Annotated in this window: 20 protein-coding genes; 3 read left to right on the top strand and 17 right to left on the bottom strand. The window is 67.6% G+C overall.

What is annotated here, in order from left to right:
* Positions 1-11: 11 nt before the first annotated feature.
* Together polA and mbfA are read right to left on the bottom strand one after the other, a co-directional pair.
* A complete protein-coding gene (gene polA / locus JF542_RS15620) occupies positions 12-2,819 on the bottom strand; it encodes a DNA polymerase I (protein ID WP_207076512.1) in 2,808 nt (935 codons plus the stop codon).
* Positions 2,820-3,139: 320 nt separating this feature from the next.
* On the bottom strand, positions 3,140-4,114 hold the full coding sequence (gene mbfA / locus JF542_RS15615) for an iron exporter MbfA (protein WP_207076511.1): 975 nt from the start codon (positions 4,112-4,114) through the stop codon (positions 3,140-3,142).
* Positions 4,115-4,302: 188 nt separating this feature from the next.
* Here mbfA and JF542_RS15610 point away from each other — a divergent pair, with 188 nt between their 5' ends.
* A complete protein-coding gene (locus JF542_RS15610; protein ID WP_207076510.1) occupies positions 4,303-4,932 on the top strand; it encodes a TetR/AcrR family transcriptional regulator in 630 nt (209 codons plus the stop codon).
* 67 nt (positions 4,933-4,999) lie between these two features.
* On the opposite strand, the gene JF542_RS15605 is transcribed toward JF542_RS15610, so the two are convergent.
* The 8 genes from JF542_RS15605 to argH form a co-directional block, all read right to left on the bottom strand.
* Positions 5,000-5,710, bottom strand: a complete 711-nt coding sequence (locus tag JF542_RS15605; protein ID WP_007796061.1) for an NYN domain-containing protein — start codon at positions 5,708-5,710, stop codon at positions 5,000-5,002.
* A gap of 17 nt (positions 5,711-5,727) precedes the next feature.
* Positions 5,728-6,228: a GNAT family N-acetyltransferase gene (locus JF542_RS15600; protein WP_207076509.1), complete on the bottom strand. Its 501-nt coding sequence runs from the start codon at positions 6,226-6,228 to the stop codon at positions 5,728-5,730.
* Positions 6,228-7,001 carry a potassium channel family protein gene (locus JF542_RS15595; protein ID WP_007796054.1) on the bottom strand — a complete coding sequence of 258 codons (774 nt, stop codon included), beginning with the start codon at positions 6,999-7,001 and terminating at the stop codon, positions 6,228-6,230. The genes JF542_RS15600 and JF542_RS15595 overlap by 1 nt, the downstream gene beginning before the upstream one ends.
* A 120-nt stretch (positions 7,002-7,121) precedes the next feature.
* A complete protein-coding gene (locus JF542_RS15590) occupies positions 7,122-9,725 on the bottom strand; it encodes a TIGR02302 family protein (protein WP_207076508.1) in 2,604 nt (867 codons plus the stop codon).
* Between the two features lie 37 nt (positions 9,726-9,762).
* Positions 9,763-11,028 (bottom strand): diaminopimelate decarboxylase, encoded by a 1,266-nt coding sequence (gene lysA / locus JF542_RS15585; RefSeq protein WP_207076507.1) that lies wholly within the window; start codon positions 11,026-11,028, stop codon positions 9,763-9,765.
* A 255-nt stretch (positions 11,029-11,283) separates the two neighbouring features.
* On the bottom strand, positions 11,284-11,601 hold the full coding sequence (locus JF542_RS15580; RefSeq protein ID WP_207076506.1) for a DUF2834 domain-containing protein: 318 nt from the start codon (positions 11,599-11,601) through the stop codon (positions 11,284-11,286).
* A complete protein-coding gene (locus tag JF542_RS15575) occupies positions 11,598-11,750 on the bottom strand; it encodes an argininosuccinate lyase (RefSeq protein ID WP_207076505.1) in 153 nt (50 codons plus the stop codon). Before JF542_RS15575 ends, JF542_RS15580 begins: the two co-directional genes overlap by 4 nt.
* On the bottom strand, positions 11,747-13,138 hold the full coding sequence (gene argH / locus JF542_RS15570) for an argininosuccinate lyase (protein WP_207076504.1): 1,392 nt from the start codon (positions 13,136-13,138) through the stop codon (positions 11,747-11,749). Before argH ends, JF542_RS15575 begins: the two co-directional genes overlap by 4 nt.
* A 21-nt stretch (positions 13,139-13,159) precedes the next feature.
* Between argH and JF542_RS15565 the strand changes: the two genes are divergently transcribed.
* The gene (locus JF542_RS15565; protein WP_007796036.1) at positions 13,160-13,720 is read left to right on the top strand and encodes a TlpA family protein disulfide reductase; all 561 of its coding nucleotides are present in this window, start codon (positions 13,160-13,162) and stop codon (positions 13,718-13,720) included.
* Between the two features lie 103 nt (positions 13,721-13,823).
* On the opposite strand, the gene JF542_RS15560 is transcribed toward JF542_RS15565, so the two are convergent.
* The 6 genes from JF542_RS15560 to pncA form a co-directional block, all read right to left on the bottom strand.
* Positions 13,824-14,366, bottom strand: a complete 543-nt coding sequence (locus JF542_RS15560; protein WP_207076503.1) for a hypothetical protein — start codon at positions 14,364-14,366, stop codon at positions 13,824-13,826.
* 278 nt (positions 14,367-14,644) lie between these two features.
* On the bottom strand, positions 14,645-15,574 hold the full coding sequence (locus tag JF542_RS15555) for an extensin-like domain-containing protein (protein ID WP_207076502.1): 930 nt from the start codon (positions 15,572-15,574) through the stop codon (positions 14,645-14,647).
* Between the two features lie 2 nt (positions 15,575-15,576).
* Positions 15,577-16,485, bottom strand: a complete 909-nt coding sequence (locus JF542_RS15550) for a prephenate/arogenate dehydrogenase family protein (protein WP_207076501.1) — start codon at positions 16,483-16,485, stop codon at positions 15,577-15,579.
* Positions 16,482-17,567 (bottom strand): histidinol-phosphate transaminase, encoded by a 1,086-nt coding sequence (gene hisC / locus JF542_RS15545; protein ID WP_242533785.1) that lies wholly within the window; start codon positions 17,565-17,567, stop codon positions 16,482-16,484. The genes JF542_RS15550 and hisC overlap by 4 nt, the downstream gene beginning before the upstream one ends.
* A gap of 163 nt (positions 17,568-17,730) precedes the next feature.
* The gene (pncB, locus tag JF542_RS15540) at positions 17,731-19,020 is read right to left on the bottom strand and encodes a nicotinate phosphoribosyltransferase (RefSeq protein ID WP_207076500.1); all 1,290 of its coding nucleotides are present in this window, start codon (positions 19,018-19,020) and stop codon (positions 17,731-17,733) included.
* 101 nt (positions 19,021-19,121) lie between these two features.
* On the bottom strand, positions 19,122-19,715 hold the full coding sequence (gene pncA, locus JF542_RS15535; protein WP_207076499.1) for a bifunctional nicotinamidase/pyrazinamidase: 594 nt from the start codon (positions 19,713-19,715) through the stop codon (positions 19,122-19,124).
* 334 nt (positions 19,716-20,049) lie between these two features.
* Here pncA and trhO point away from each other — a divergent pair, with 334 nt between their 5' ends.
* Entirely contained in the window at positions 20,050-20,979 is a 930-nt protein-coding gene (gene trhO, locus JF542_RS15530; RefSeq protein WP_207076498.1) for an oxygen-dependent tRNA uridine(34) hydroxylase TrhO, read from the top strand.
* Positions 20,980-21,001: 22 nt separating this feature from the next.
* Here the strand turns inward: trhO and fliP are convergent, their stop codons facing one another.
* The gene (gene fliP, locus JF542_RS15525; protein WP_207076497.1) at positions 21,002-21,727 is read right to left on the bottom strand and encodes a flagellar type III secretion system pore protein FliP; all 726 of its coding nucleotides are present in this window, start codon (positions 21,725-21,727) and stop codon (positions 21,002-21,004) included.
* Position 21,728: the final 1 nt, after the last annotated feature.

Raw genomic sequence — 21,728 nt, 5'->3', positions numbered from 1 at the left:
CCGCCGGCGCCTCAGTGCGCCTCGGCCCAGCTTTTGCCCTGACCGGCATCGACCACCAGCGGCACGTCGAGCTTCACCACCGGCTCGGCGGCGCCCTCCATGACCGTGCGGGCAGCAGAGATGAGATCCTCCTCGGCGCCCTGCTCGACCTCGAAGATCAGTTCGTCATGCACCTGCAGAAGCATGGTGGCCGGCAGTTTCTCGATGGCGTCGGGCATGCGGATCATCGCGCGCCGAATGATATCGGCCGCGGTGCCCTGGATCGGTGCGTTGATCGCGGCGCGCTTGGCAAAGCCCGCGCGCGGCCCCTTGGCGGCGATCTCGGGTGTGTGGATCACCCGGCCAAACAGCGTCTCGACGCGCTTGTGTTCCTTGGCGAAGGCCACCGTATCGTCCATGTAGGTGCGGATGCCCGGGAAGCGCTCGAAATAGCGGTCGATGAAGCCCTGCGCCTCGCTGCGCGGGATGCGCAGGTTGCGGGCGAGGCCGAAGCCCGAGATGCCGTAGATGACGCCGAAGTTGATCGCCTTGGCCTGCCGGCGGATCTCGGAGGTCATCTCCTCCATCGGCACGTTGAACATCTCGGACGCGGTCATGGCGTGGATGTCCTGCCCGTCGCGGAAGGCCTGCTTGAGGGCGTCGATCTCGGCCATGTGGGCGAGGATGCGCAGCTCGATCTGCGAGTAGTCGAGCGCCACGATGGTCTTGCCCTCGGGCGCGACGAAGGCCTCGCGGATGCGCCGCCCCTCTTCCGAGCGCACCGGGATGTTCTGCAGGTTCGGGTCGGTCGAGGACAGCCGGCCGGTGTTGGCCCCGGAGATCACGTAGGAGGTGTGAACCCGGCCCGTCTCCTTGTTGATGTGCTCCTGCAGCGCGTCGGTATAGGTCGACTTGAGCTTCGAGAGCTGGCGCCAGTCGAGCACCCGCGCCGGCAACTCGTGCTCGGTCGCGAGATCCTCGAGCACGTCGGCGCCGGTGGCATAGGCGCCGGTCTTGCCCTTCTTGCCGCCCTCGAGCCCCATCTTGTCGAACAGGATCTCGCCAAGCTGCTTGGGCGAGCCCACGTTGAAGCTCTCGCCCGCCAGCTCGTGGATCTCGGCCTCGAGCGCCGCCATCTTCTGGCTGAAGGCGTTCGACATGCGCGAGAGCGTGTCGCGATCGACCTGCACGCCGGCCATCTCCATCTCGGCCAGCACCGGCACCAGCGGGCGCTCCATGGTCTCGTAGACCCGGGTGACGTGGTTGCGGTGCAACTGCGGCTTCAGCAGGGTCCAGAGCCGCAGGGTGATGTCGGCATCCTCGGCGGCGTATTTCACCGCGTCTTCGATCGGCACCTGGTCGAAGGTCTTCATCTTCTTGCCGGAGCCCAGCAGCTCCTTGATCGGGATCGGCGTGTGCGACAGGTAGCGCTCGGACAATGCGTCCATGCCATGGCCATGCAGACCGGCATTCATCGCGTAGGACATCAGCATGGTGTCATCGATCGGCGCGATCCGCACGCCGTAGCGGGCAAAGATCTTGGCGTCGTATTTCATGTTCTGCCCGATCTTCATCACCGCCGGATCCTCGAGCAGCGGCTTCAGCAGGTCGAGCGCCTCCTGCATCGGCATCTGCCCCTCGGCCAGATCGCCATCCCCGAACAGGCCGCCATCGCTGTCGGCGCGGTGCGCCAGCGGGATGTAGCAGGCCGCGCCCGGCTCGATGCAGAGCGAGATCCCGACGAGGTCGCAGGCCATCTCGTTGAGCCCGGTGGTCTCGGTGTCGACCGCGACCCAGCCGCGCTGGTGGGCGGCGTCGATGAACGGTGCGAGATCCTCGGCGGTCTTCACCCAGATGTACGTGTCCGGCTCGATCGCCGGCATCTCGGGCGTGCCCTCTTCCGGAGGATTGGCCCCTTCGGGGGTGGTGTCGGGGATCACCGGCGCCTCGGCATCGAGCTGATCGGCAATGCGCTTGGTCAGGCTGCGGAACTCCATCTCGGCGAGGAAGCCCAGCAGCACCTCGGGATCGGGATCCCTGACCTCGAGATCGTCGAGGCCGAACTCCAGCGGCGTCTCCTCGTCGAGCTGCACCAGCCGCTTCGACAGTTCGATCTGCTCGCGCTTCTCGATCAGGGTCTGGCGGCGCTTGGGCTGCTTGATCTCCTCGGCCCGGTCGAGCAGATCCTCGAGCGAGCCGTACTCGTTGATCAGCAGCGCGGCAGTCTTGATGCCGATGCCCGGGGCGCCCGGCACGTTGTCGACCGAGTCGCCGGCCAGCGCCTGCACGTCGACCACGCGGTCGGGAAAGACGCCGAACTTCTCGAACACGCCGTCGCGGTCGATGCGACGGTTCTTCATGGCGTCGAGCATCTCGACCCCGTCGCCCACCAGCTGCATCAGGTCCTTGTCGGAGCTGATGATCGTCACCCGCCCGCCGGCCTCGCGCGCCTGCCGCGCCAGCGTGGCGATGATGTCGTCGGCCTCATAGCCCTCGAGCTCCTTGCAGGCGATGTTGAATGCCTCGGTGGCGCGCCGGGTAAGCGGGATCTGCGGCCGCAGATCCTCGGGCATCGCCTCGCGGTTGGCCTTGTAGAGATCGTAGAGATCGTTGCGGAAGGTGTGGCTGCCCTTGTCGAAGATCACCGCAACATGGGTCGGCGCGTCGGGGCCGGCGTTGTCCTCGACATATTTCTGCAGCATGTTGCAGAAGCCCGAGACCGCGCCGATGGGCAGCCCGTCGGATTTGCGCGTGAGCGGCGGCAGGGCATGATAGGCCCGGAAGATGAAAGCCGATCCGTCGATCAGATGCAGGTGGCAGCCCTTGCCGAACTGGGTCATGGTCGCGTCTCCCTTGGCCGTGCGCCCGCTTGGTTTGCCACGGGCGCGGCCCGGCTTCCAGCGATTATGCGGCTTAGCGAGGGGGTGAGGGGCGAGGGGATGACGGCGCAGCCCCTGTCTCATCTGAGATGCACTGTCCGGAGAGCGGGAGGGGGCCAGCCCCCTCTTGGCGCTGTGCGCCAATTCACCCCCGAGGTATTTTTGAACCAAAGAAGCCAGGAGCGCTGCGCCCCCGGCTTCTCTTCGTCAAAAATACTCCCGCCGGAGGCTTGCCGACACGATCCGCCAGCGCTCCCTGGGGCAAGAGCGCGGCACCAGCGTCAGCCGCTGCCAATCAGCACGCCGGCCGCCAGCACCAGCGCGCCGCCGAGGACCACCTGCATCGAGGCGCGCAGAAACGGCGTCTCCATATACCTGTTCTGGATCCAAGCGATCGCCCAGAGTTCGATGAAGACGATGATCCAGGCGATGCTCGTGGCGGTCCAGAAATGCGGGATCAGGTAGGGCAGCGCGTGGCCCAGCCCGCCCACCGTGGTCATCACGCCCGATGCGATGCCACGTTTCATCGGCGAGCCGCGCCCGGACAGCTCGCCATCGTCCGACGCTGCCTCGGTGAACCCCATCGAGATCCCCGCCCCCACCGAGGCCGCGAGCCCGACGAGAAACGTCGTCCAGGTGTCCTGCGTGGCAAAGGCCGTCGCGAAGATCGGCGCAAGCGTCGAGACCGAGCCATCCATCAGCCCGGCCAGCCCCGGCTGCACCCAGGTCAGCACGAATTGCCGATGCGCCAGCCGGTCCTCGTCGCTGCGGCTGTCGGGATCGAGATGCTCTGCCGTCAGCTCTGCGGCGCGGGTCTCGTGGCCCGCCTCGGCAGCGGCGAGATCGCCCAGCAGCTTGCGCGTCCCGGCATCGGTGCTGCGCTTCGCGGCCTCGAGATAGAACCGGCCCGCGTCACGCTCCATGATCTCGGCCTCCTCGCGGATGCGCTCGAGACCGAGGTTCTGCATCAGCCAGACCGGGCGGCGCGCGTAGAACCCCGCCACGTGCTCGCGCCGGATCAGCGGAATCACCTCGCCAAAGCGCATCCGGTGCGCCGAGATCAGCGCCTGACGGTGGCCGTCCTCCTCGAGGGCCATGCCGTCGAACACCTGCGCGGTGTCAGGGTAATCGGCGCGCAGCATCTCGGCATAGCTACGGTAGATCCGCGCGTCGTCCTCTTCCGAGGAAATTGCCAGCGCGAGCACTTCCTGCTCGCTGAGATCCTTGAACTGGCGGCGCTGGGTAAAGAAACGCATGGGGAAGCCTCACTTTGGAATCATTCTAAACTACTGCAAAGGAGGCCGGATGCAACGCCCTTCGGCCTGCCCGCCGCCGCGCCAATTGCCGCAGCGTCGCGACAGGGGCGGGCCCGCGGCAGATCGCGCCACGCTTGCCGGAACTGAACCGCCCGGTCTATGATCCAGATCACCAGAGGAGACAGTGAATGCCGGGCAATACGGCAAGCGTCCGGCGCGGGCGGAAATACGACCAGGTCCTGAAGGGCGCGCGCGAGATCTTCCTGCGCGACGGTTTCGAGGGGGCCAGCGTCGACGAAATCGCCAGAACCGCCGGGGTGTCGAAGGCCACGCTCTACAGCTACTTTCCCGACAAGCGCCTGCTGTTCATGGAGATGGCGACCGCACAGTGCCAGGCGCAAGCAGACGAGGTTCTGGTCGCCCTCGACAAGAGCAAGCCGCCGCGGGTCGTGCTGCCCTATATCGGCCGCAGCGTTCTCGACTTCCTGCTGTCGGACATGGGCCAGAGGGTGTTCCGCATCTGCGTCGCCGAAGCCGACCGCTTCCCGGAGCTCGGCGCGCAGTTCTACGAGTGCGGCCCAGTGCTCGTCCGCAGCGAACTGCAATCCTACCTCGCCGCCGCGATGGCGCGGGGCGACGTCGAGATCGACAATCTCGGCCTTGCCGCCGACCAGTTCATCGAGCTCTGCAAGGCCGACCTGTGGATCAAGCGGCTGTTCGGCATCCACGACGTCTTCTCCGAAGACGACATCACCCGCGTGATCGACGCCGCGGTCGAGACCTTCATGGCGCGGTTCGGGCCATCCTCCTCAGCCTGAACGGCCCTGAGGCCGGCCCATTCCGCGAACTGTCGCGACGATCCGGATCAGCGCCGCAGATGCGGGATCAGTCGAGCCGACGCACCAGAAGCTGGTTGCCCGGCCCGCGTTTGGTTTCGAAGACCTTCAGTTCGGAAACGAGATCAGAAAGCTTGCGCTTGCCATAGCTGCGGGTGTCGAAATCCGGGTTCGCCGCGGTGATGAACTGGCCGAGCTGGCCCAGCGTGTACCAGTCATCCTCCTGCTCGATGGCGTCCATCGCGGTGAAGATGAGGTTGCGCGCCTCCTCGAGCTTGCCGGTGGCGCGCGGCGCGCGGTCGCCGGTCTTCTGCTCCGGTGCGCCATCCAGGTTCTCGAGGAAGATGAACCGCTTGCACGCCTTGCGGAAGGCATCCGGCGTCTTCTGCATGCCCATGCCGTAGACGTCGAGCCCCTGCTCGCGGATGCGGCTGGCGAGCCGGGTGAAATCGCTGTCGGAGCTGACCACCACGAAGCCGTCGAAGCGACCGGTGTGCATCAGGTCCATGGCGTCGATCACCAGCGAGATGTCGGAGGAATTCTTGCCCACGGTGTTGGCCGGCGAGTGGTGCGGGACCAGACCGAACTCGGCCGAGATCTTCGACCAGCCCGAGATCTGCTGGCTGGCGAAATCGCCGTAGACGCGCCGCACGCTGGCCTCGCCCAGCGAGGCGATCTCGTCGAAGATCGCCTTGGCGTATTTCGGAGAGGTGTTGTCGGCGTCGATCAGGACGGCGAGGAGGCGGGTGTCTTCGGCCACGGGAATTGCTCCTGAAATCAGTCCGTTTCGAGGGCCTTATACATGACCAGCGCGTCGACATAACCCTTTTCGGGGTGATGAAAGGCATCGGGCAGCCGACCGACGATATCGAACCCAGCGCGCTCCCAGATCGCCACTGCGCGGGTGTTGGAGGACACCACGAAGTTGAACTGCATGGCACGGAAGCCGAGGCTGCGGGCGGTGTCGAGCGCATGGGCCAGCATGGCCCGGGCCACGCCCTTGCCGGTCTGGCCTGGGTCGGTGGCGAAGCCGCAGTTACAGACATGGCTGCCGCCGCCCTTCTGGTTGCGCACGATGTAGTAGCTGCCCGCCACCACGCCATCGGCCAGCGCCGAGAACACGCGGCGTTCGGGGCCGCACCAGTAGGCCAGTGCGTCGTCTCGCGAAATGTCGCTGTCGATGGCATAGGTCTCGCCGGCCCGGAACACCGGCTCGAGAATGCGCCAAAGCGCCGCGTCGTCCCCGGGGAGATGCGGGCGGATCGCCACGTCGGTCATCAGTAGTCGCCTTCGGTCTCGATATGGATGGTCGCGCCGCAATGCTTGCAATGCACCGCGTCGGCATCGTGCAGCGACAGGCCGCATTTGCGGCAGGTCTCGCGCACCTTGACGGGCCGGAACAGCACCTGCGCCAGCCGCAGGAACAGGGTCACGCCGCAGATCATCACCACCACCGAGATCATCCGCCCCAGCGACCCGGTCAGGGTGATGTCCCCGAAGCCGGTGGTGGTCAGCGCGGTCACGGTGAAATAGAGCGCGTCGGCATAGTTCTCGATTTGCGGGTTGGTGCGGTACTGGGTGGCATAGACCAGCCCGGTCATCACGAAGATGAACACCAGCAGGTTCAGCGTCGCGCTGAACACGTCCTGATAGCGACGGAAGAACGGGAAGTCCTCGCGCAGCCGCCGGAACAGCTGGTAGGTGTGCAGGAAGCGCAGCGTCCGCACCACGCGCAGGAAACCAAGGCCCTCGCCGGCAAGCGGCGCGAGGAACGAGACAATCGACACGATGTCGGCCAGCGTGACCGGGCGGATCAGGAAGCGCAGCTTCTGCGGCTCGATCGAGAGCCTCGCGAGGAAATCCGCGAGAAAGACCACGCCGAAGAGCATGTCGAGCATCTCGACCACGCGACCATGATTGCTGAAGGACGTGGCGACCACGTAGAGGATCGTGCCGACGTCGAACGCCAGAAGCCCGTAGCGAAAGCGGTGCGCCCGGTCGCTGTTGCCCTCGTAGAGCTCTCGCAATGTGTCGAGCGCCGCCTTGGCCATGCCGTTCAGATCCCTACCGCCTTTCTCCGCTATACCCATGCGAGCAGGCGCGGGGCAAGGCGCGTAATGGGAGATCGCGACCCGCGCGCATCACGCGCGGGCGGCATGTCTGTCGGGCGGTCAGAACCGTTCGAGCAGGCGCTCGAGGTAGTCGAGCTCTTCCTGCGGGCGCTCGCCCTCGCCGGAGCGGCGGCGAATCTCGTCGAGCAGCTCGCGGGCGCGGCGGTAGACATCTTCGTCCTGCACCATGTTCTCGTCGGTGCCGATATTGCCGTTGGCCCCGGCATTGCGGCCCAGCGGGTCGCGCTGCTGGCCGGGCTCTCCGCCCTGCTGCTGGCCCTGCTGGCCCGGGTTCTGCTGCTGTTGCTGCGCCATCGCCTCGCCAAGGCTGCGCATGCCCTCGCGCAGCGCCTCCATCGCCTGGCTCTGCTGGTCGATGGCCCCGGCAAGATCATCTCCGCGCAACGCCTCTTCGGCCCCGTCCATGGCCTCCTCGGCCCGGCGCAGCGCATCGCGTGCGGCCTCGCCCGGCTCGGTTCCGGCGCCGGGCAGGTTCTGGCGCTGGCGGTTCAGCTCGTCGCGCAGCTGCTGCTGGCGGTTGGCGAGGCTGTCCTCGAGCGACTGCTCGCCGCCCTGCCCCTGCTGACCTTGCTGAGAGCCCTGGCCCTGGCCTTGCATCTGGCCCTGACCGTCACGGCCTTCCTCGCCCTGGCGCCCCTGACCCTGCTGTCCCTGCTGCTGGCCCTGTTGACCCTGCTGGCCACGCTGCCCTTCAGGCCCCTGCTGACCGGGGTTGAACTGCTCCTGCAGCTCGCGGAAGGCCTCGTCCGACAGGCCCTGCTGTTCGCGCAGCGTCTCGCCCAGACCTTCCATCGCCTGCTCGCCCGGCGACTGGCCCTGCTGGCCCTGGGTCACCTGCATGTTCTCCATCAGCTCCTGAAGCTGACGCAGCGCTTCCTGCGCCTCGGCCATGCGGCCCTCTTCCATCAGCTCCTGGATCCGGTCCATCATGCGCTGCAGGTCGTTCTGGCTCATCTCCATGCTGTCCTGGGACTGCGCCATCTCGGGGTTCTGCTCGGCCTGCTGCTGCGCCTGCCGCGACAGCTGCCGGAGGTAATCATCCGTCGCCTCGCGCAGCTCTTGCATCAACTCGGCGATCTCCTGCTCCGAGGCACCGTTCTTCATCGCCTCCGAGAGCCGCTCCTGCGCGCGCTGAAGTCGCTCCAGAGCGGAGGCCAGATCGCCCTCCTCGAGGATGATCGCGAGATCCCACATCGCCTTGGCGATCTCGGCCTGCTGGTCGTCGCCCATCGACGGCCCCGCGGCCTCGAGCTGGCGCAGGATGGTGCGCAGCCGCAGGTAGGGCACCGCCGAGCGGAAGACGTCGTCGGGCAGGTGGCTGACGGCGCGGATGATGCGGCTGATCTCGGGGATGTTGTCGCGGGTCCAGAGCAGCGCCCGGCGTTGCTCTATCACCGTCGCGGCCATCGGGTCGAAGAAGCGCCGGCCCGGCAGGGTAATGGTCTCGACCTCGGCCTGCCCGGTCTGGCCGGCCTCGTCCTCGACGCTGATCGTCAGGCTGACCGGCAGGTTGGCCCAGGGATGCTCCGAGAAGTTCTCGACCAGCGTCTCGGTGAACTCGGCCCGGTCGCCGGCGATGGGCATCGGCAGAGGCACCTCGATGGCAGGGCGCGATTCAGGCTCGGCGGCGAGCAGGTAGTCGCGCTCGACCGCGTCCAGCGCCAGCTCGATCCGCGCGCGACCCGCGACCACGCCGTAATCATCGCTGGCGGCGAAGGGGATCTGTGCATCGCCCTCGTAGCTCGATTCGATCTCGCCCTCGCGGCGCACGCTGGGGGCGGCGTCGGCGGTGACGCTCACGTCCCAGGCCCGGCCCCCGGGGCCGTCGATGGCCAGCCGGCCCGATTGCAGCACCGCGAAATCCTGTGCGGTCTCCTGCGCCGCCTCGGGCGACACGGCACGGCCCGAGACGCTTTCATCGACCGACAGCGCGCCCACCTCGCCATACATGCGCAGGGTGATCTGCGCGCCCTCGGGCACGCTGAGCCCCGGCGCAGTGATGTCGTTGAGATAGACCGAGGGCAGACGGGTGTAGCCCGGCGGCTCCATCCACCCCTCCCACGCGGGCCCCGCGGCGAGATCGACGCCGCTCGGCCCCATCGCCGTCACCGACGACACCCGCAGGAAGGAGCCGAAGACCAGCGCCGCGGCGAAGGCCAGAAGCGCCACGTAGCGCAGTGCGAAGGGGTCGGCCTTGGCGACCCGCAGGTCGGGCTCCACCGCCTTGGCCTCGGCCAACCGTGCGCGCATCCGCGCCTGGTGCGCCTGCCAGACCGCCTGCGAGCCCATGTCCGCCGCCCCGATCGCCTGGTCGTCAAGCGCCGCCTGGATCGGGTTGCCGCGCAACGTGCCGTCGAGCCGCGCCATTGCCTCGATGCGCGTCGGCCAGACCAGCATCCGCGCCCCGCGCCAGATCGCCCAGCCCAGCGCCGCCACGAAGACCGCGCCCGCGATCCAGACCCATTCCACCGACACGAGGTCCTGCACGCCCAGCATCAACAGCCCCAACGCCGCGATCAGCAGCGACCAGAGCGGCCAGAAAGCACGCGTGATGCGCTCCGCGGTCATGCCCCAGAGGGTCAGACGCAGCGGCCACTTGATGGGTTTCAGGATGTCCGGCGGCGGTGTTCCCGTCTCGGGCATGAAGGTCTCCTGCGGTCCCGGCCGCAGGAGGAATGCCCTACAGCCACTCGGGAAGGCTATCGCGGTTTATGATTTCCTCAAAGCTCGGTCTCCGGCGGATGACAGCGAATTGATCGCCCATCACCAGAACTTCGGGGATCAGTGCCCGCGTATTGTACTCGGAAGACATCACCGCGCCGTAAGCGCCGGCAGAGCGGAAGGCGACGAGATCGCCCGCCCCCAGCGCCGGCATCATCCGGCCCTTGGCAAAGGTGTCGCCGGATTCGCAGACCGGCCCCACGATGTCGAACGGGCTCTGCTCGAGTCCCGCTTCCGGTTCGATGACCGGCACGATGTCGTGATGCGCCTCGTACATGGCCGGGCGGATCAGGTCGTTCATCGCGGCGTCGAGAATCAGGAAGTTCCGCCCCTCGCCCTCCTTGAGGTAAATCACCTCCGAGACCAGGATGCCGGCATTGCCGGCGATCAGCCGGCCCGGCTCGATCTCGATCTCGCAGCCCAGATGGCCGAGCTCGCGCTCGATCATGGCGCCGTATTCCACCGGCAGGGGCGGTGCCTCGTTGCTGCGGGTGTAGGGGATGCCCAGCCCGCCGCCAAGGTCCAGTCGGGTGATCTCGTGCCCGTCGCCGCGCAGCGCCTCGGTCAGCTCCGCGACCTTGCGATAGGCCATGGCGAAGGGCTCGAGTTCGGTGAGCTGCGAGCCGATATGCACGTCGATGCCCACGACCTTGAGCCCCGGCAGCGCCGCCGCCTCGGCATAGACCTCGCGCGCCCGGGCGATCGGGATGCCGAACTTGTTCTCGCTCTTGCCGGTGGCGATCTTGGCATGGGTCTTGGCGTCCACGTCCGGGTTGACCCGCACGGTGACCGGCGCCACCACGCCCAGCTCCGAGGCCACCTCCGAGATCGCCCGCATCTCGGGCTCGCTCTCGATGTTGAACTGGCGGATGCCACCCTCGAGCGCGGTGCGGATCTCCTCGCGGGTCTTGCCGACGCCGGAGAACACGATGCGCTCGCCCGGCACGCCGGCGGCCTTGGCCCGGGCGTACTCGCCGCCCGAGACCACGTCCATCCCGGCACCGGCCTCGGCCAGCGTCTTCAGGATGGCCTGGTTCGAGGCCGCCTTCATGGCATAGCAGACAAGGTGCGGCCCCCAGGCCAGCGCCTCGTCGAAGAGCCGGAAATGCCGCAACAGCGTGGCGGTGGAATAGACATAGACCGGCGTGCCGACCGCGGCGGCGATCTCGGCCACCGGCACGTCCTCGGCATAAAGCTGCCCGTCACGATAGAGAAAATGGTCCATACCGGCCTCCTGCGCTACAGGCGCCGCCATAGCGCAGCCCGCCCGCTTTCACCAGCCCCAGCCAACCCTCGCGCGCGGTCTCCGGCCCCGCGCCGCGCCCCTGGCTTCTCTACGTTCCAAATACTCCAAATCCCACCGCCACCGCGAGGCCCCGCCCAAGGCAGAGGCGTCACGCCGACCACGGCCTCCGCGCCGGTGGCCGAAGGCCGCCGGCAAGACGACCAGCGCGCGCCCCGCAGGGCGCGCTCCGCTTCGTCAGACAGGCCGGGAGCGGAGCCAGAGATAGAGCGGCAACCCGCAGCTCACGCCGATCAGGAACGTTGCGGGAACAGCCCACAGCGCCTCCCAGTTGCGCCGCACCGCGACCTCGGCCAGCACCCAGAGCGTCAGCGCCACGGCGCTGATCATCAGGTCCCAGGTCAGACCGGTGGTGGCCGCGTTGGCGAACCAGGCGTCGATCAAGCTGCCAAGGGACCAGCCGTTCCGCGCCAGCCAGCCCACGAAATACACCATCGGGTGCACTGCGCCCCAGAGCGCCAGCGCCAGCCAGAGATGGCGCAGCCGCAGGCTCACCGGCTGGAAATGCCGACCGAAGCCGTGCCCGAGATCGACAGGCCCGGCGGCGGGGTCTCCGGTTCGGGCTCGGGCGCGACCGGCGCGCCGTCGGCGCCGCAGGCGGCAAGCAGGGCGACCAGACCGAGGCTCAGGACGACACGGATCATGCGAGGATCTCCTTCCAGCGGGCCACCTGCTCGCGCACGCGGGCAGGCGCGGTGCCGCCGTGACTCAGGCGGCTCGCCACCGAGTTATGCACACCCAGCACATCATAGATACCCTCGGTGATCGCACCGCTCACCGATTGCATCTCCTCGAGCGACAGGTCCGGCAGGTCGCAGCCCTTGCCCTCGGCCATCGCCACCAGCGATCCGGTGACGTGATGCGCGTCGCGGAACGGCAGACCGGTCTCGCGCACCAGCCAGTCGGCGAGGTCGGTCGCGGTCGAAAAGCCGGCCGAGGCCGCGGCCTCGAGGTTGTCGACATTGGCCGACATGTCCTTGACCATGCCTTCCATGGCGGCCAGTGCCAGCATCAGGTTGTCGGCGGCGTCGAAGACCTGTTCCTTGTCTTCCTGCATGTCCTTGGAATAGGCCAGCGGCAGCCCCTTCATCACCGTCATCAGCGCCACGTTGGCGCCGAAGATGCGGCCGATCTTGGCGCGGATCAGCTCGGCGGCATCGGGGTTCTTCTTCTGCGGCATGATCGAGGAGCCGGTGGAGAACCGGTCCGACAGCGCCACGAAGCGGAACTGGGCCGAGGACCAGATCACCAGTTCCTCGGCGAAGCGCGACAGGTGCATGGCGCAGATGCTGGCGGTGCTCAGGAACTCGAGCGCGAAATCGCGGTCCGAGACCGCGTCGAGCGAATTCTCGGTGGGACGGTCGAAGCCCAGCGCCTCTGCGGTCATGTGGCGGTCGATGGCAAAGCCGGTGCCGGCCAGCGCCGCCGAGCCCAGCGGGCATTCGTTCATCCGCTTGCGCGCGTCGCGGACCCGGCTCAGGTCGCGGGCGAACATCTCGACATAGGCCAGCATGTGGTGGCCCCAGGTCACCGGCTGCGCGGTCTGCAGGTGGGTGAAGCCCGGCATCACCCACGCGGCGCCCGCCTCGGCCTGGTCGACCAGCGCCCGGATCAGCGCCAGCAGGCCCTGCTCGAAGGCGTCGAACTGGTCGCGGGTCCAGAGTTTGAAATCGGTCGCGACCTGGTCGTTGCGCGAGCGCGCCGTGTGCAGGCGGCCCGCCGGCTCGCCGACGATCTCCTTGAGACGGGCTTCCACGTTCATGTGGATATCCTCGAGCGCGGTGGAGAATTCGAACCGGCCCTCCTCGATCTCTGACAGTACCGTGAGCAGACCTTCCCGAATGGTCTCGGCATCGCTATCACTGATGATGCCCGTGGCGGCCAGCATGGCGGCATGGGCACGAGATCCGGCGATATCCTGCGCCGCGAGCCGCTTGTCGAACCCGATCGAGGCGTTGATCGCCTCCATGATCGCGTCTGGACCAGCGGCAAAGCGGCCGCCCCACATCTGGTTCGAGGACTTGTCGGACATGGCATCACTCCGGGAGGGATCATGAGAAAACTGGCGCTTGCGCTCCTCTATACCGCCACCGCGGCGCTTGCAAATCCGGCGCTCGCCGATACCGGCGCCGCCGAGGCGCTGCGCGACGGCGACATGAAGAAGCTGAACTTCCATTCCGAGGCCAAGCCCGCCGGGACCGCAGCCTTCGAGACCTTCGAGGGCGAGCCGCTGGCGCTCTCGGACTGGCAGGGCAAATGGGTGCTGGTGAACTTCTGGGCCACCTGGTGCGCGCCCTGCCGCAAGGAAATGCCGGCGCTGGCGGCGCTGCAGGACGCGCTCGGCGGCGACAGTTTCGAGGTCGTCACCATTGCCACCGGGCGCAACCCGCCGCCGGCCATGCAGGAGTTCTTCGAGGAGATCGGCGTCGACAGCCTGCCGCTGCACCGCGATCCCGGTTCGGTGCTGGCGCGCGAGATGGGCGTGCTCGGCCTGCCGATCACGGTGATCCTGAACCCCGAGGGCGAGGAGGTCGCGCGGTTGCGCGGCGACGCGGAATGGGATTCTGAGAGCGCCCGTGCCGTGATTGGCGCACTGATCGGCCCTGAAAGCTGATCACCCACGCGGACATTGCGGGGCAGGCCCTTGCCCGCCCCGCACCTCTCGATACCTGGACGCCCCCTCGCGGGGACGTCCGGACTGTCACGGCGCCACGCGTCTAGCGCAGCGTCATCAGGATCCGTCGCGACAACGTGCTGCGGCCGCTCCGGTGATCCCTCTGCCATCCCGTCCTGGCGACGCCGAGCCCATCGAGCTCGAGCGCGCCGCTGGAGACCAGCCCGTCGAGCCCCCATTCCGTCCAGGCCAGGCCCAGAACCGTCTCGCGGGTCACCCGTCTGCGGGTTTCCCGAAAGCCGTCGGAATGGAGGATCACGAAGCTGCATGTCCCCAGCGTGCGGGCACAGCGGTGCGGTTCGTACTCGGTGACCTGCCCTTCGACTGTCACGCTGCGCACCACCTCGCCCCGGTCATTGGTGTAGTAGCTGCCATGATAGACCGGCGCGGTGCCCTTGCCCTCGTAGGTATCGAACCGGAACAGCCCGCCATCTCGGCCCTGCGCCACATGGGACAGGACCGGCCCACCCTGCTCTGCCATCACCATCACCGACCCCGGCGCCATGCGCCCGGTCTGCCAGGCGATATCCCCCGACAGCGGTGTGGCGGCCAGTACGACCGCGATGGACAGGACGAAGGCTCGCATTGGCCGTACGACTCCGGTTCAGCGGCCCCCACCGCAGCTCCGAGAATTTGACGAAAATCAGGCTCTTGGCAAGTGAGTGCCACTTTTTCGCCTCAAATTATCAACTTGCCGGAACAATCCCCGCCCCGCCCGCAGCATCGTTTCTGAGCCGCCGGAAATCTCTCGCGGTGAGGGAGCCCGGAGGGCCTGCGACGGAGCGGTTCGTCATCTCGTGCAGCTCGACGATCGTACCGTTCGGGTCCGGCCTGTGCGCGGACTTGAGGGAAGGCCAAGCCGCGTCAGCGGCAGTAGGAGCCGCTGCGGTGGCGCGCGGTGTCGAAATGCAGGTGGTCGCGGTGATAACCGTCCGAGCCCGGCCCGAGCACCGTGCCGAAGGGCCCGCAGGCGGTGCGATGCATCTGCCGCAGCGCGCGCCCCTTGGCGCCACCGCCCCAGTCGCGCAGCACGCTGATCTCGGATCCATCGCGCAACATCACGCCCGAGATGTCGATGGCGCGGCCCTTGCCGTGCTCGCTGATCTTGCCGCCGGGGCGATTGTTGCGGGTCCGGCAGGCGTAATGCGCGGCCACCCGGAGCCCCGCGACGCCGCCCCCCTGGCTGCCGACGGCGGGCTTCAGACCCTGCTCGATCCAGCGTTTCAGGGTCTTGGCGGTGGTGCAGTCCATCAGCGCCTGCTGGCTCAACGTGACCCCTGCCACCGAGCGCAGCTTTACCGCCTTCTCGATGCCGCAGGCAGGAATGCGCCCCGGCACGAACCCCACCTGCTGCCCCTGGATCGCAAGGTCGCCGCAGACCGCGCCGCGGGCGCGCTGCTGGCGCCGCGCCATGGCCTTCTCGACCATCGCCTTCGGTCGCAGCAGCGGCCGCAGCGACAGCGCGATGGCCTGCGGCGAGCGCGCGGCAAAGGCCTTGGCCCGGGCGATTCCGGCAGCGGCCTCCTCGGGCACGAAACCCGGCACACCCGCGGCGCGCAGATCCTGCGCCAACGCGTCGCGGAACACGTCGGCCATTTCGGAGGGGCGCGCCTCGGGCCGGCGGCGCGACAGCGTACCGTCGGGAGCAGCGCCGACGATGACGGCGGGCTGTGGCGCCGGGACCGCCTGAGCGACGGCCTCGCGTGCCAGCGGGCGCAGCGAGCGGTCGGGAGCGGAGGCAGGGGCCTGCGACGCAAGTGTCAGAAGACAGATCAGCGCCCAGAGCCCCCGCATGCTCATTCCTTCCGGATCCGGCCGAAGTCCGGCGCGTCGGTGTCCTGCCCGGCCTGCAGGATGCCGCGCCGGATCTCGCGCGTGTGGGTGAAGTAGTCGAACAGCGTGTCACCGTCGCCGGTGCGGATCGCCCGTTGCAGGGCGAAGAGCTCCTCGGTGAAGCGACCGAGGATCTCGAGCGAGGCTTCCTTGTTGGTCAGGAAGACATCGCGCCACATGGTCGGGTCCGAGGCCGCGATGCGGGTGAAATCCCGGAACCCGGCGGCAGAGAATTTGATCACCTCCTGGTCAGAGACCCGGCGCAGATCGTCGGCGACGCCCACCATGGTGTAGGCGATGAGGTGCGGCACGTGGCTCACCACGGCGCAGACCAGATCATGGTGCGAGGGCTCCATGCGCTGGGTGTTGGCGCCCAGCGCCTGCCAGTAGGTCTCGAGCGCCGCGGTCGCCTCTTCCGAAGCGCCATGCGGCACGATCAGGCACCAGCGGTTGTCGTAGAGCGAGGCAAAGCCCGACTCGGGGCCGGAGTGCTCGGTGCCCGCCATCGGGTGGGCGGGAACGAAGTTCACGCCCTCGGGGATGTGCGGGCCGACCTCGTCGATCACCGCCTTCTTGACCGAGCCCACGTCGGTCACGGTGGCGCCGGGCTTCAGATGCGGCGCGATGGCCTCGGCGACGCGGCCCATGGCACCCACCGGCACCGCCAGAACGATCAGGTCGGCATCCTTCACCGCCTCTTCGGCGCTGTCGCAGACCGTGTCGCACAGACCGATGCGGCGTGCGGTCTCACGGGTCTCGCTGCTGCGGGCGTAGCCGGACACATGCGCCGCCATGCCGGCCCGTTTCATCGCCCAGTACATCGAGGACGCGATCAGGCCGAGACCGATCAGGGCGACCTTGTCGTAGCTCATCGGGCGCCTGCCTTGAACAGTCCGATGCAATGCGCCACGCGGCGGCACGAGGCCTCGTCACCCACGGTGATGCGCAGCGCCGCCGGCAGCTTGTAGCCGGTGACCCGGCGCACGATGATGCCCTGGCTCTGCAGGTAGGTGTCGCAGGCCCCTGCTTCGTCGGGGCTGGTGAAGCGCGCCAGCACGAAATTCGCGGTCGAGGCATCGGAGGGCACGCCATGCTCGGCCAGCGCCTCGGCGAGCCATGCGCGCAGGCGGGAGTTGTCCTCGCGGCTTTTTTCCACATGCGCCGTGTCGCGGATCGCCGCCTCGGCGGCCACAAGGGCCACGTTCGACAGGTTGAAAGGCTGGCGGATGCGGGCCAGCACGTCGATGATCTCTTTCGGGCCGTAGCCCCAGCCGACACGCATGCCGCCCAGCCCGTAGAGCTTGGAGAAGGTGCGGGTCATCACCACGTTGCCGCGCGATTCGACCAGCTGCGCGCCGCCGTCGTAGCCTTCGACATATTCGGCATAGGCGCCGTCGAGCACGAGGATTGCCTGCGGCGGCAGGTTCTCGGCCAGCCGCTCGATCTCGGCCAACCCGATCATCGTGCCGGTCGGATTGTTGGGGTTGGCGATGAACACCAGCTTGGTGCGGTCATTGCAGGCAGCGAGGATGTTGTCGACCGAGACCACGCGCTCGGTCTCGGCCACCTCGATCGGCGTCGCACCGACCGCGTGGGCGAGGATCTTGTACATCGCAAAGCCGTGCTCGGTGTGGATCACCTCGTCGCCCTCGCCGGCATAGGCGTGGCACAGGAACTGCAACACCTCGTCGGAGCCCACGCCGCAGATGATGCGCGCGGCATCGAGCCCGTGCACCTCGGCGATGGCGGCGCGCAGCTCGGCATGATCGGTGGAGGGGTAGCGATGCATCTCGTGGACGACCCGCTTCACCGCCTCCTGTGCGGCGGGAGACGGGCCGAACGGGTTCTCGTTCGAGCTCAGCTTGACGACGTTCGACACGCCCGCGACGCTGGATTTCCCGCCCTCGTAGAGCGCGATTTCCATGATCCCGGGCTGCGGTTCGATACCAGCCATGATGCCACCTTACAGATAATGCCGCGCCCTTCTAGCCCGCACCTTGCGCCATGGCCAGCCTAGACCAAGGCTGCGGTGCGGTGCGGCAAAATCTTTAGCTAAAGATTTTGAGCTCACCGATGGGCTCGAAGAATTTTCGTACGAAAATTCTTGCGCGCGGGGATCAGACCACGACGTCGCGCCGCTCCTGCTCGCCGACCTCGAAGACCCGCTTGTAGCGCGCGATCTCGCTCTCGGGGCCCATCGCCTTGTTGGGATTGTCCGACAGTTTCACCGTGGACCTGCCATTGGCGCTCACCGCCTTGCACACGAGGCTGAACGGCGCCAGCCGGTCATCGGGCGTGAGGCCGCGGAAATCGTTGGTCAGCAGCGTCCCCCAACCGAAGGAGACCCGGACCCGGCCAGCGAACTTGCGGGAGAGCTCGAGGATCTTCTCCTCGTCGAGCCCGTCGGAAAAGATCACCAGCTTCTGGGTCGGATCCTCGCCGCGCGTCTTCCACCAGTCGATCGCCGTTTCCGCACCACGCTCGGGGTCACCACTGTCGATGCGGATGCCGGTCCACCCCGCCAGCCAGTCCGGCGCGCGCTCGAGGAACCCCTCGGTGCCGTAGGTGTCGGGCAGGATGATGCGCAGGTTGCCCTCGTGTTCCTCGTGCCAGTCGGCCAGCACGTCATAGGGCGCACGGGCCAGCGCCGCGTCGTCTTCGGCCAACGCCGCATAGACCATCGGCAGCTCATGCGCGTTGGTGCCGATGGCCTCGAGATCGCGGTTCTTGGCGATCAGGCAGTTCGAGGTGCCGGTGAAGCGATCGCCCAGCCCCTCGCTCATCGCCTGCACGCACCAGTCCTGCCAGAGGAAGCTGTGCCGGCGGCGGGTGCCGAAATCGGCGATCTTCAGGCCGGGCTGGTCGCGCAGGCGCTCGATCTTCTCCCAGAGCTTGGCGGTGGCGCGGGCGTAGAGCACCTGAAGCTCGAACTTCTTCATGTCGTCGAGTACGGCGCGGCTGCGCAGCTCCATCAGCACCGCCAGCGCCGGGATCTCCCACAGCATGACCTCGGGCCAGGAGCCCTCGAAGGTCAGCTCGTACTGATCGCCGACGCGCTCGAGGAAATAGGGCGGCAGGCGCAGGTTCTCGAACCACTCCATGAAGTCGGGGCGGAACATCTGGCGCTTGCCATAGAACGTGTTGCCCCGGAGCCAGGTGCTTTCGCCGCGGGTCAGCGACAGCGAGCGGATGTGGTCGAGCTGCTCGCGCAGCTCGCCCTCGTCGATCAGCTTGGCGAGCGGCACGTGATGTGAGCGGTTGATCAGGCTGAAGGTCACCTGCACGTCGGGGCGGTTGTGGAACACCGACTGACACATCAGCAGCTTGTAGAAATCGGTGTCGATCAACGAGCGGACGATCGGGTCGATCTTCCACTTGTGGTTCCAGACTCGGGTGGCGATTTCCACGGGCGTTTCCTCGTTCGCAACGTCGACGCCCCTGATACGCCATCCTTGCCGAGGGGTCCAAGCGCTTTCTCGGACGGGATTTTCCGCCGCCGGATGTCAGATCAGGCCAGCGTGACGCCGGCCTCCTGCATCCCCGCCCGTGCCGCCGCGAGCGAACCACCGAGGTCAATGCCGCGGCAGGCCGCCTCGCGCACCGTCACCTCGAAGCCGAGCGTCGCGGCATCCACGGCCGAGAAATTGACACAGAAATCCGTCGCCAGCCCGACCAGTGTCAGCCGGTCGATGCCGCGCGTGCGCAGATACCCCTCAAGCCCGGTCGGGGTCTCGTGGTCATTCTCGAAGAAGGCCGAGTAGCTGTCGATCCCGGGGCGGAAGCCCTTGCGGATGATCAGCTCGGCGCGGTCGGTGGCGAGCCGCGGATGGAAAGCCGCGCCCAGCGAGCCCTGCACGCAATGATCGGGCCAGAGCACCTGCGGCCCGTAGGGCATCTCGGTCATCTCGAGCGGCGCCTTTCCCGGATGCTGGCTGGCAAAGGAGGAATGCCCCGCCGGGTGCCAGTCCTGCGTCAGGATTACCGCGTCGAACTCTGCCATCATGGCGTTGATCGGGGCGACGATCTCGTCTCCCCCGGTCACGGCGAGCGCGCCTCCGGGACAGAAATCGTTCTGGACGTCGATCACGACAAGCGCGTGCATGGCGGAGCCTCCTTGTGTCTTCGCGCAGACCCTGACCCCGCCCGGAGGCAGGGTCAAGGCGAGGCGATGCGCTCACTCCGCCACCGTAGGCGACGGCGCGCTTGGCCCAACGAAGGTCGTTGCCACCGCACCCCACGCGATCTTGGCGCCGCCCACTCCGGCCCAGCCTGCCCGGGTCGCGCGCGAAATCGCGTCACCTCGCACGTGAAAGGTGCCCGGATCGCCTCGATTTTCCCCGCAAATAACCGCCGTTTGTCCGGACCCGCGCGCGCGGACCGGGGCGCGCCATCCTGTCCGCTTGCGCGCAGCGCGGGCTTGGGCCTATGTCTCGCCCATGTTTACGGTCTGCGCCCTCTATCACTTCACCCGCTTCGACGATCCGGACGCGCTGCGCGCGCCGCTGCTCGAGCTCTGTCACGCCCGGCAGGTCACCGGCACGCTGCTACTGGCCGGCGAAGGCATCAACGGCACCATCGCCGGGCCGCGCGACGGCATCGACGCGGTGCTGGCGCATCTCCGCGCCCTGCCCGGCTGCGACGGGCTCGAGTGGAAGCTCTCGACGGCGCAGGAGCGGCCCTTCGCCCGGATGAAGGTCCGGCTGAAGCGCGAGATCGTCACCATGGGCCAGCCCGATGTCGATCCCCGCGCCAGGGTCGGCCATTATGTCGAGCCCGCCGACTGGAACGCACTGATCCGCTCGCCCGACGTGGCGGTGATCGACACGCGCAACGATTACGAGGTCGCCATCGGCACCTTCGAAGGCGCCGTGGACCCGCAGACCGAGAGCTTCCGCGATTTTCCAGCCTGGTGGGAGGAGAACAAGGAGCGCTTCCACAACAAGCGCATCGCGATGTTCTGCACCGGCGGCATCCGCTGCGAGAAATCCACCAACTGGCTGATGAGCCAGGGGGTCGAGGAGGTCTATCACCTCAAGGGCGGGATCCTGAAATACCTCGAGGAGGTGCCGGCGGAGGACAGCAGCTGGCAGGGCAGCTGCTTTGTCTTCGACGGCCGCGTCTCGGTCGAGCACGGGCTACGCGAGGGGCCGCACCTGCTGTGCCACGCCTGCCGCCGTCCGATCCTGCCCGGGGATCGCGACCGCCCCGAATACGAGCACGGTGTTTCCTGCCATCTCTGCATCGACGAGACCTCCGACGAGGACAAGGCCCGCTTCCGCGAGCGCCAGAAGCAGATCGCGCTGGCCCGCGCCCGCGGCGAGCGCCACCTGCACGCGGACGTGCCCGACGACGCCCCCGAGCTCTGAGTTTGCGCCTCCACCTGCGCCTCTAGAAGTAGCTGCGCACCAGCGCACCGGCGAGCAGTGACCAGCCGTCGGCGATGACGAAGAAGGCCAGCTTGAACGGCAGCGACACGATCGCTGGCGGCACCATCATCATGCCCATCGACATCAGGATCGCGGCGACCACGAGGTCGATGATCAGGAAGGGCAGGAAGATCAGGAAACCGACCTGGAACGCCCGCGCGATCTCGGACAGCATGAAGCTGGGGATCAGCAGCGACAGCGGCGCCTCGGGCCGAAGCGTCTCTCCCGAGGCATCGGGGCGCAGGTCCGCCATGCTGGAGAACGTGTTGGCGTCGGTGCGCCCGGCCATGAAGCCACGGAACGGCACCAGCGTGCGCTCCACCCCCTCCTCGACGCTGATCTCCTCGTCGATGAGCGGCCTGAGCCCGTCCTGCCAGGCTGCGGTGAAGGTCGGCTCCATGACGAAATAGGTGAGGAACAGCGCCAGGCTGACGATCAGCATGTTGGGCGGCGACTGTTGCAGCCCCACCGCTTGCCGCAAGATCGCGAGCACGGTGACAAGGAACGGAAAGCAGGTCACCATGATGGCGATGCCCGGCGCGAGGCTGAGCAGGGTGATCAGCGCGATAAGCTGTAGCGAGGTCGCGGTGAGCGAGCCGCCTTCGCCGAGGTCGAGCCGCAGTTCCTGCGCCGTGGCCGCCGTGGACAGGGCAATGAGGATCAGCGCCGGAAGGGCCGCGCGCCACATC

This window comes from Salipiger bermudensis (genome assembly GCF_017309175.1).
In the GTDB taxonomy this organism is placed as follows: Bacteria; Pseudomonadota; Alphaproteobacteria; order Rhodobacterales; family Rhodobacteraceae; genus Salipiger; species Salipiger bermudensis.
This window is presented reverse-complemented; position numbering and strand designations above follow the sequence as displayed.

Excerpts from the sequence above, each read along its gene's own strand:
- polA (WP_207076512.1), bottom strand. The coding sequence starts at position 2,819 with ATGACCCAGTTCGGCAAGGGCTGCCACCTGCATCTGATCGACGGATCG.
- mbfA (WP_207076511.1), bottom strand. The coding sequence starts at position 4,114 with ATGCGTTTCTTTACCCAGCGCCGCCAGTTCAAGGATCTCAGCGAGCAG.
- JF542_RS15610 (WP_207076510.1), top strand. The coding sequence starts at position 4,303 with ATGCCGGGCAATACGGCAAGCGTCCGGCGCGGGCGGAAATACGACCAG.
- JF542_RS15600 (WP_207076509.1), bottom strand. The coding sequence starts at position 6,228 with ATGACCGACGTGGCGATCCGCCCGCATCTCCCCGGGGACGACGCGGCG.
- JF542_RS15595 (WP_007796054.1), bottom strand. The coding sequence starts at position 7,001 with ATGGCCAAGGCGGCGCTCGACACATTGCGAGAGCTCTACGAGGGCAAC.
- JF542_RS15590 (WP_207076508.1), bottom strand. The coding sequence starts at position 9,725 with ATGCCCGAGACGGGAACACCGCCGCCGGACATCCTGAAACCCATCAAG.
- lysA (WP_207076507.1), bottom strand. The coding sequence starts at position 11,028 with ATGGACCATTTTCTCTATCGTGACGGGCAGCTTTATGCCGAGGACGTG.
- JF542_RS15575 (WP_207076505.1), bottom strand. The coding sequence starts at position 11,750 with ATGATCCGTGTCGTCCTGAGCCTCGGTCTGGTCGCCCTGCTTGCCGCC.
- argH (WP_207076504.1), bottom strand. The coding sequence starts at position 13,138 with ATGTCCGACAAGTCCTCGAACCAGATGTGGGGCGGCCGCTTTGCCGCT.
- JF542_RS15565 (WP_007796036.1), top strand. The coding sequence starts at position 13,160 with ATGAGAAAACTGGCGCTTGCGCTCCTCTATACCGCCACCGCGGCGCTT.
- JF542_RS15560 (WP_207076503.1), bottom strand. The coding sequence starts at position 14,366 with ATGCGAGCCTTCGTCCTGTCCATCGCGGTCGTACTGGCCGCCACACCG.
- JF542_RS15555 (WP_207076502.1), bottom strand. The coding sequence starts at position 15,574 with ATGCGGGGGCTCTGGGCGCTGATCTGTCTTCTGACACTTGCGTCGCAG.
- JF542_RS15550 (WP_207076501.1), bottom strand. The coding sequence starts at position 16,485 with ATGAGCTACGACAAGGTCGCCCTGATCGGTCTCGGCCTGATCGCGTCC.
- hisC (WP_242533785.1), bottom strand. The coding sequence starts at position 17,567 with ATGGCTGGTATCGAACCGCAGCCCGGGATCATGGAAATCGCGCTCTAC.
- pncA (WP_207076499.1), bottom strand. The coding sequence starts at position 19,715 with ATGCACGCGCTTGTCGTGATCGACGTCCAGAACGATTTCTGTCCCGGA.
- trhO (WP_207076498.1), top strand. The coding sequence starts at position 20,050 with ATGTTTACGGTCTGCGCCCTCTATCACTTCACCCGCTTCGACGATCCG.
- fliP (WP_207076497.1), bottom strand. The coding sequence starts at position 21,727 with ATGTGGCGCGCGGCCCTTCCGGCGCTGATCCTCATTGCCCTGTCCACG.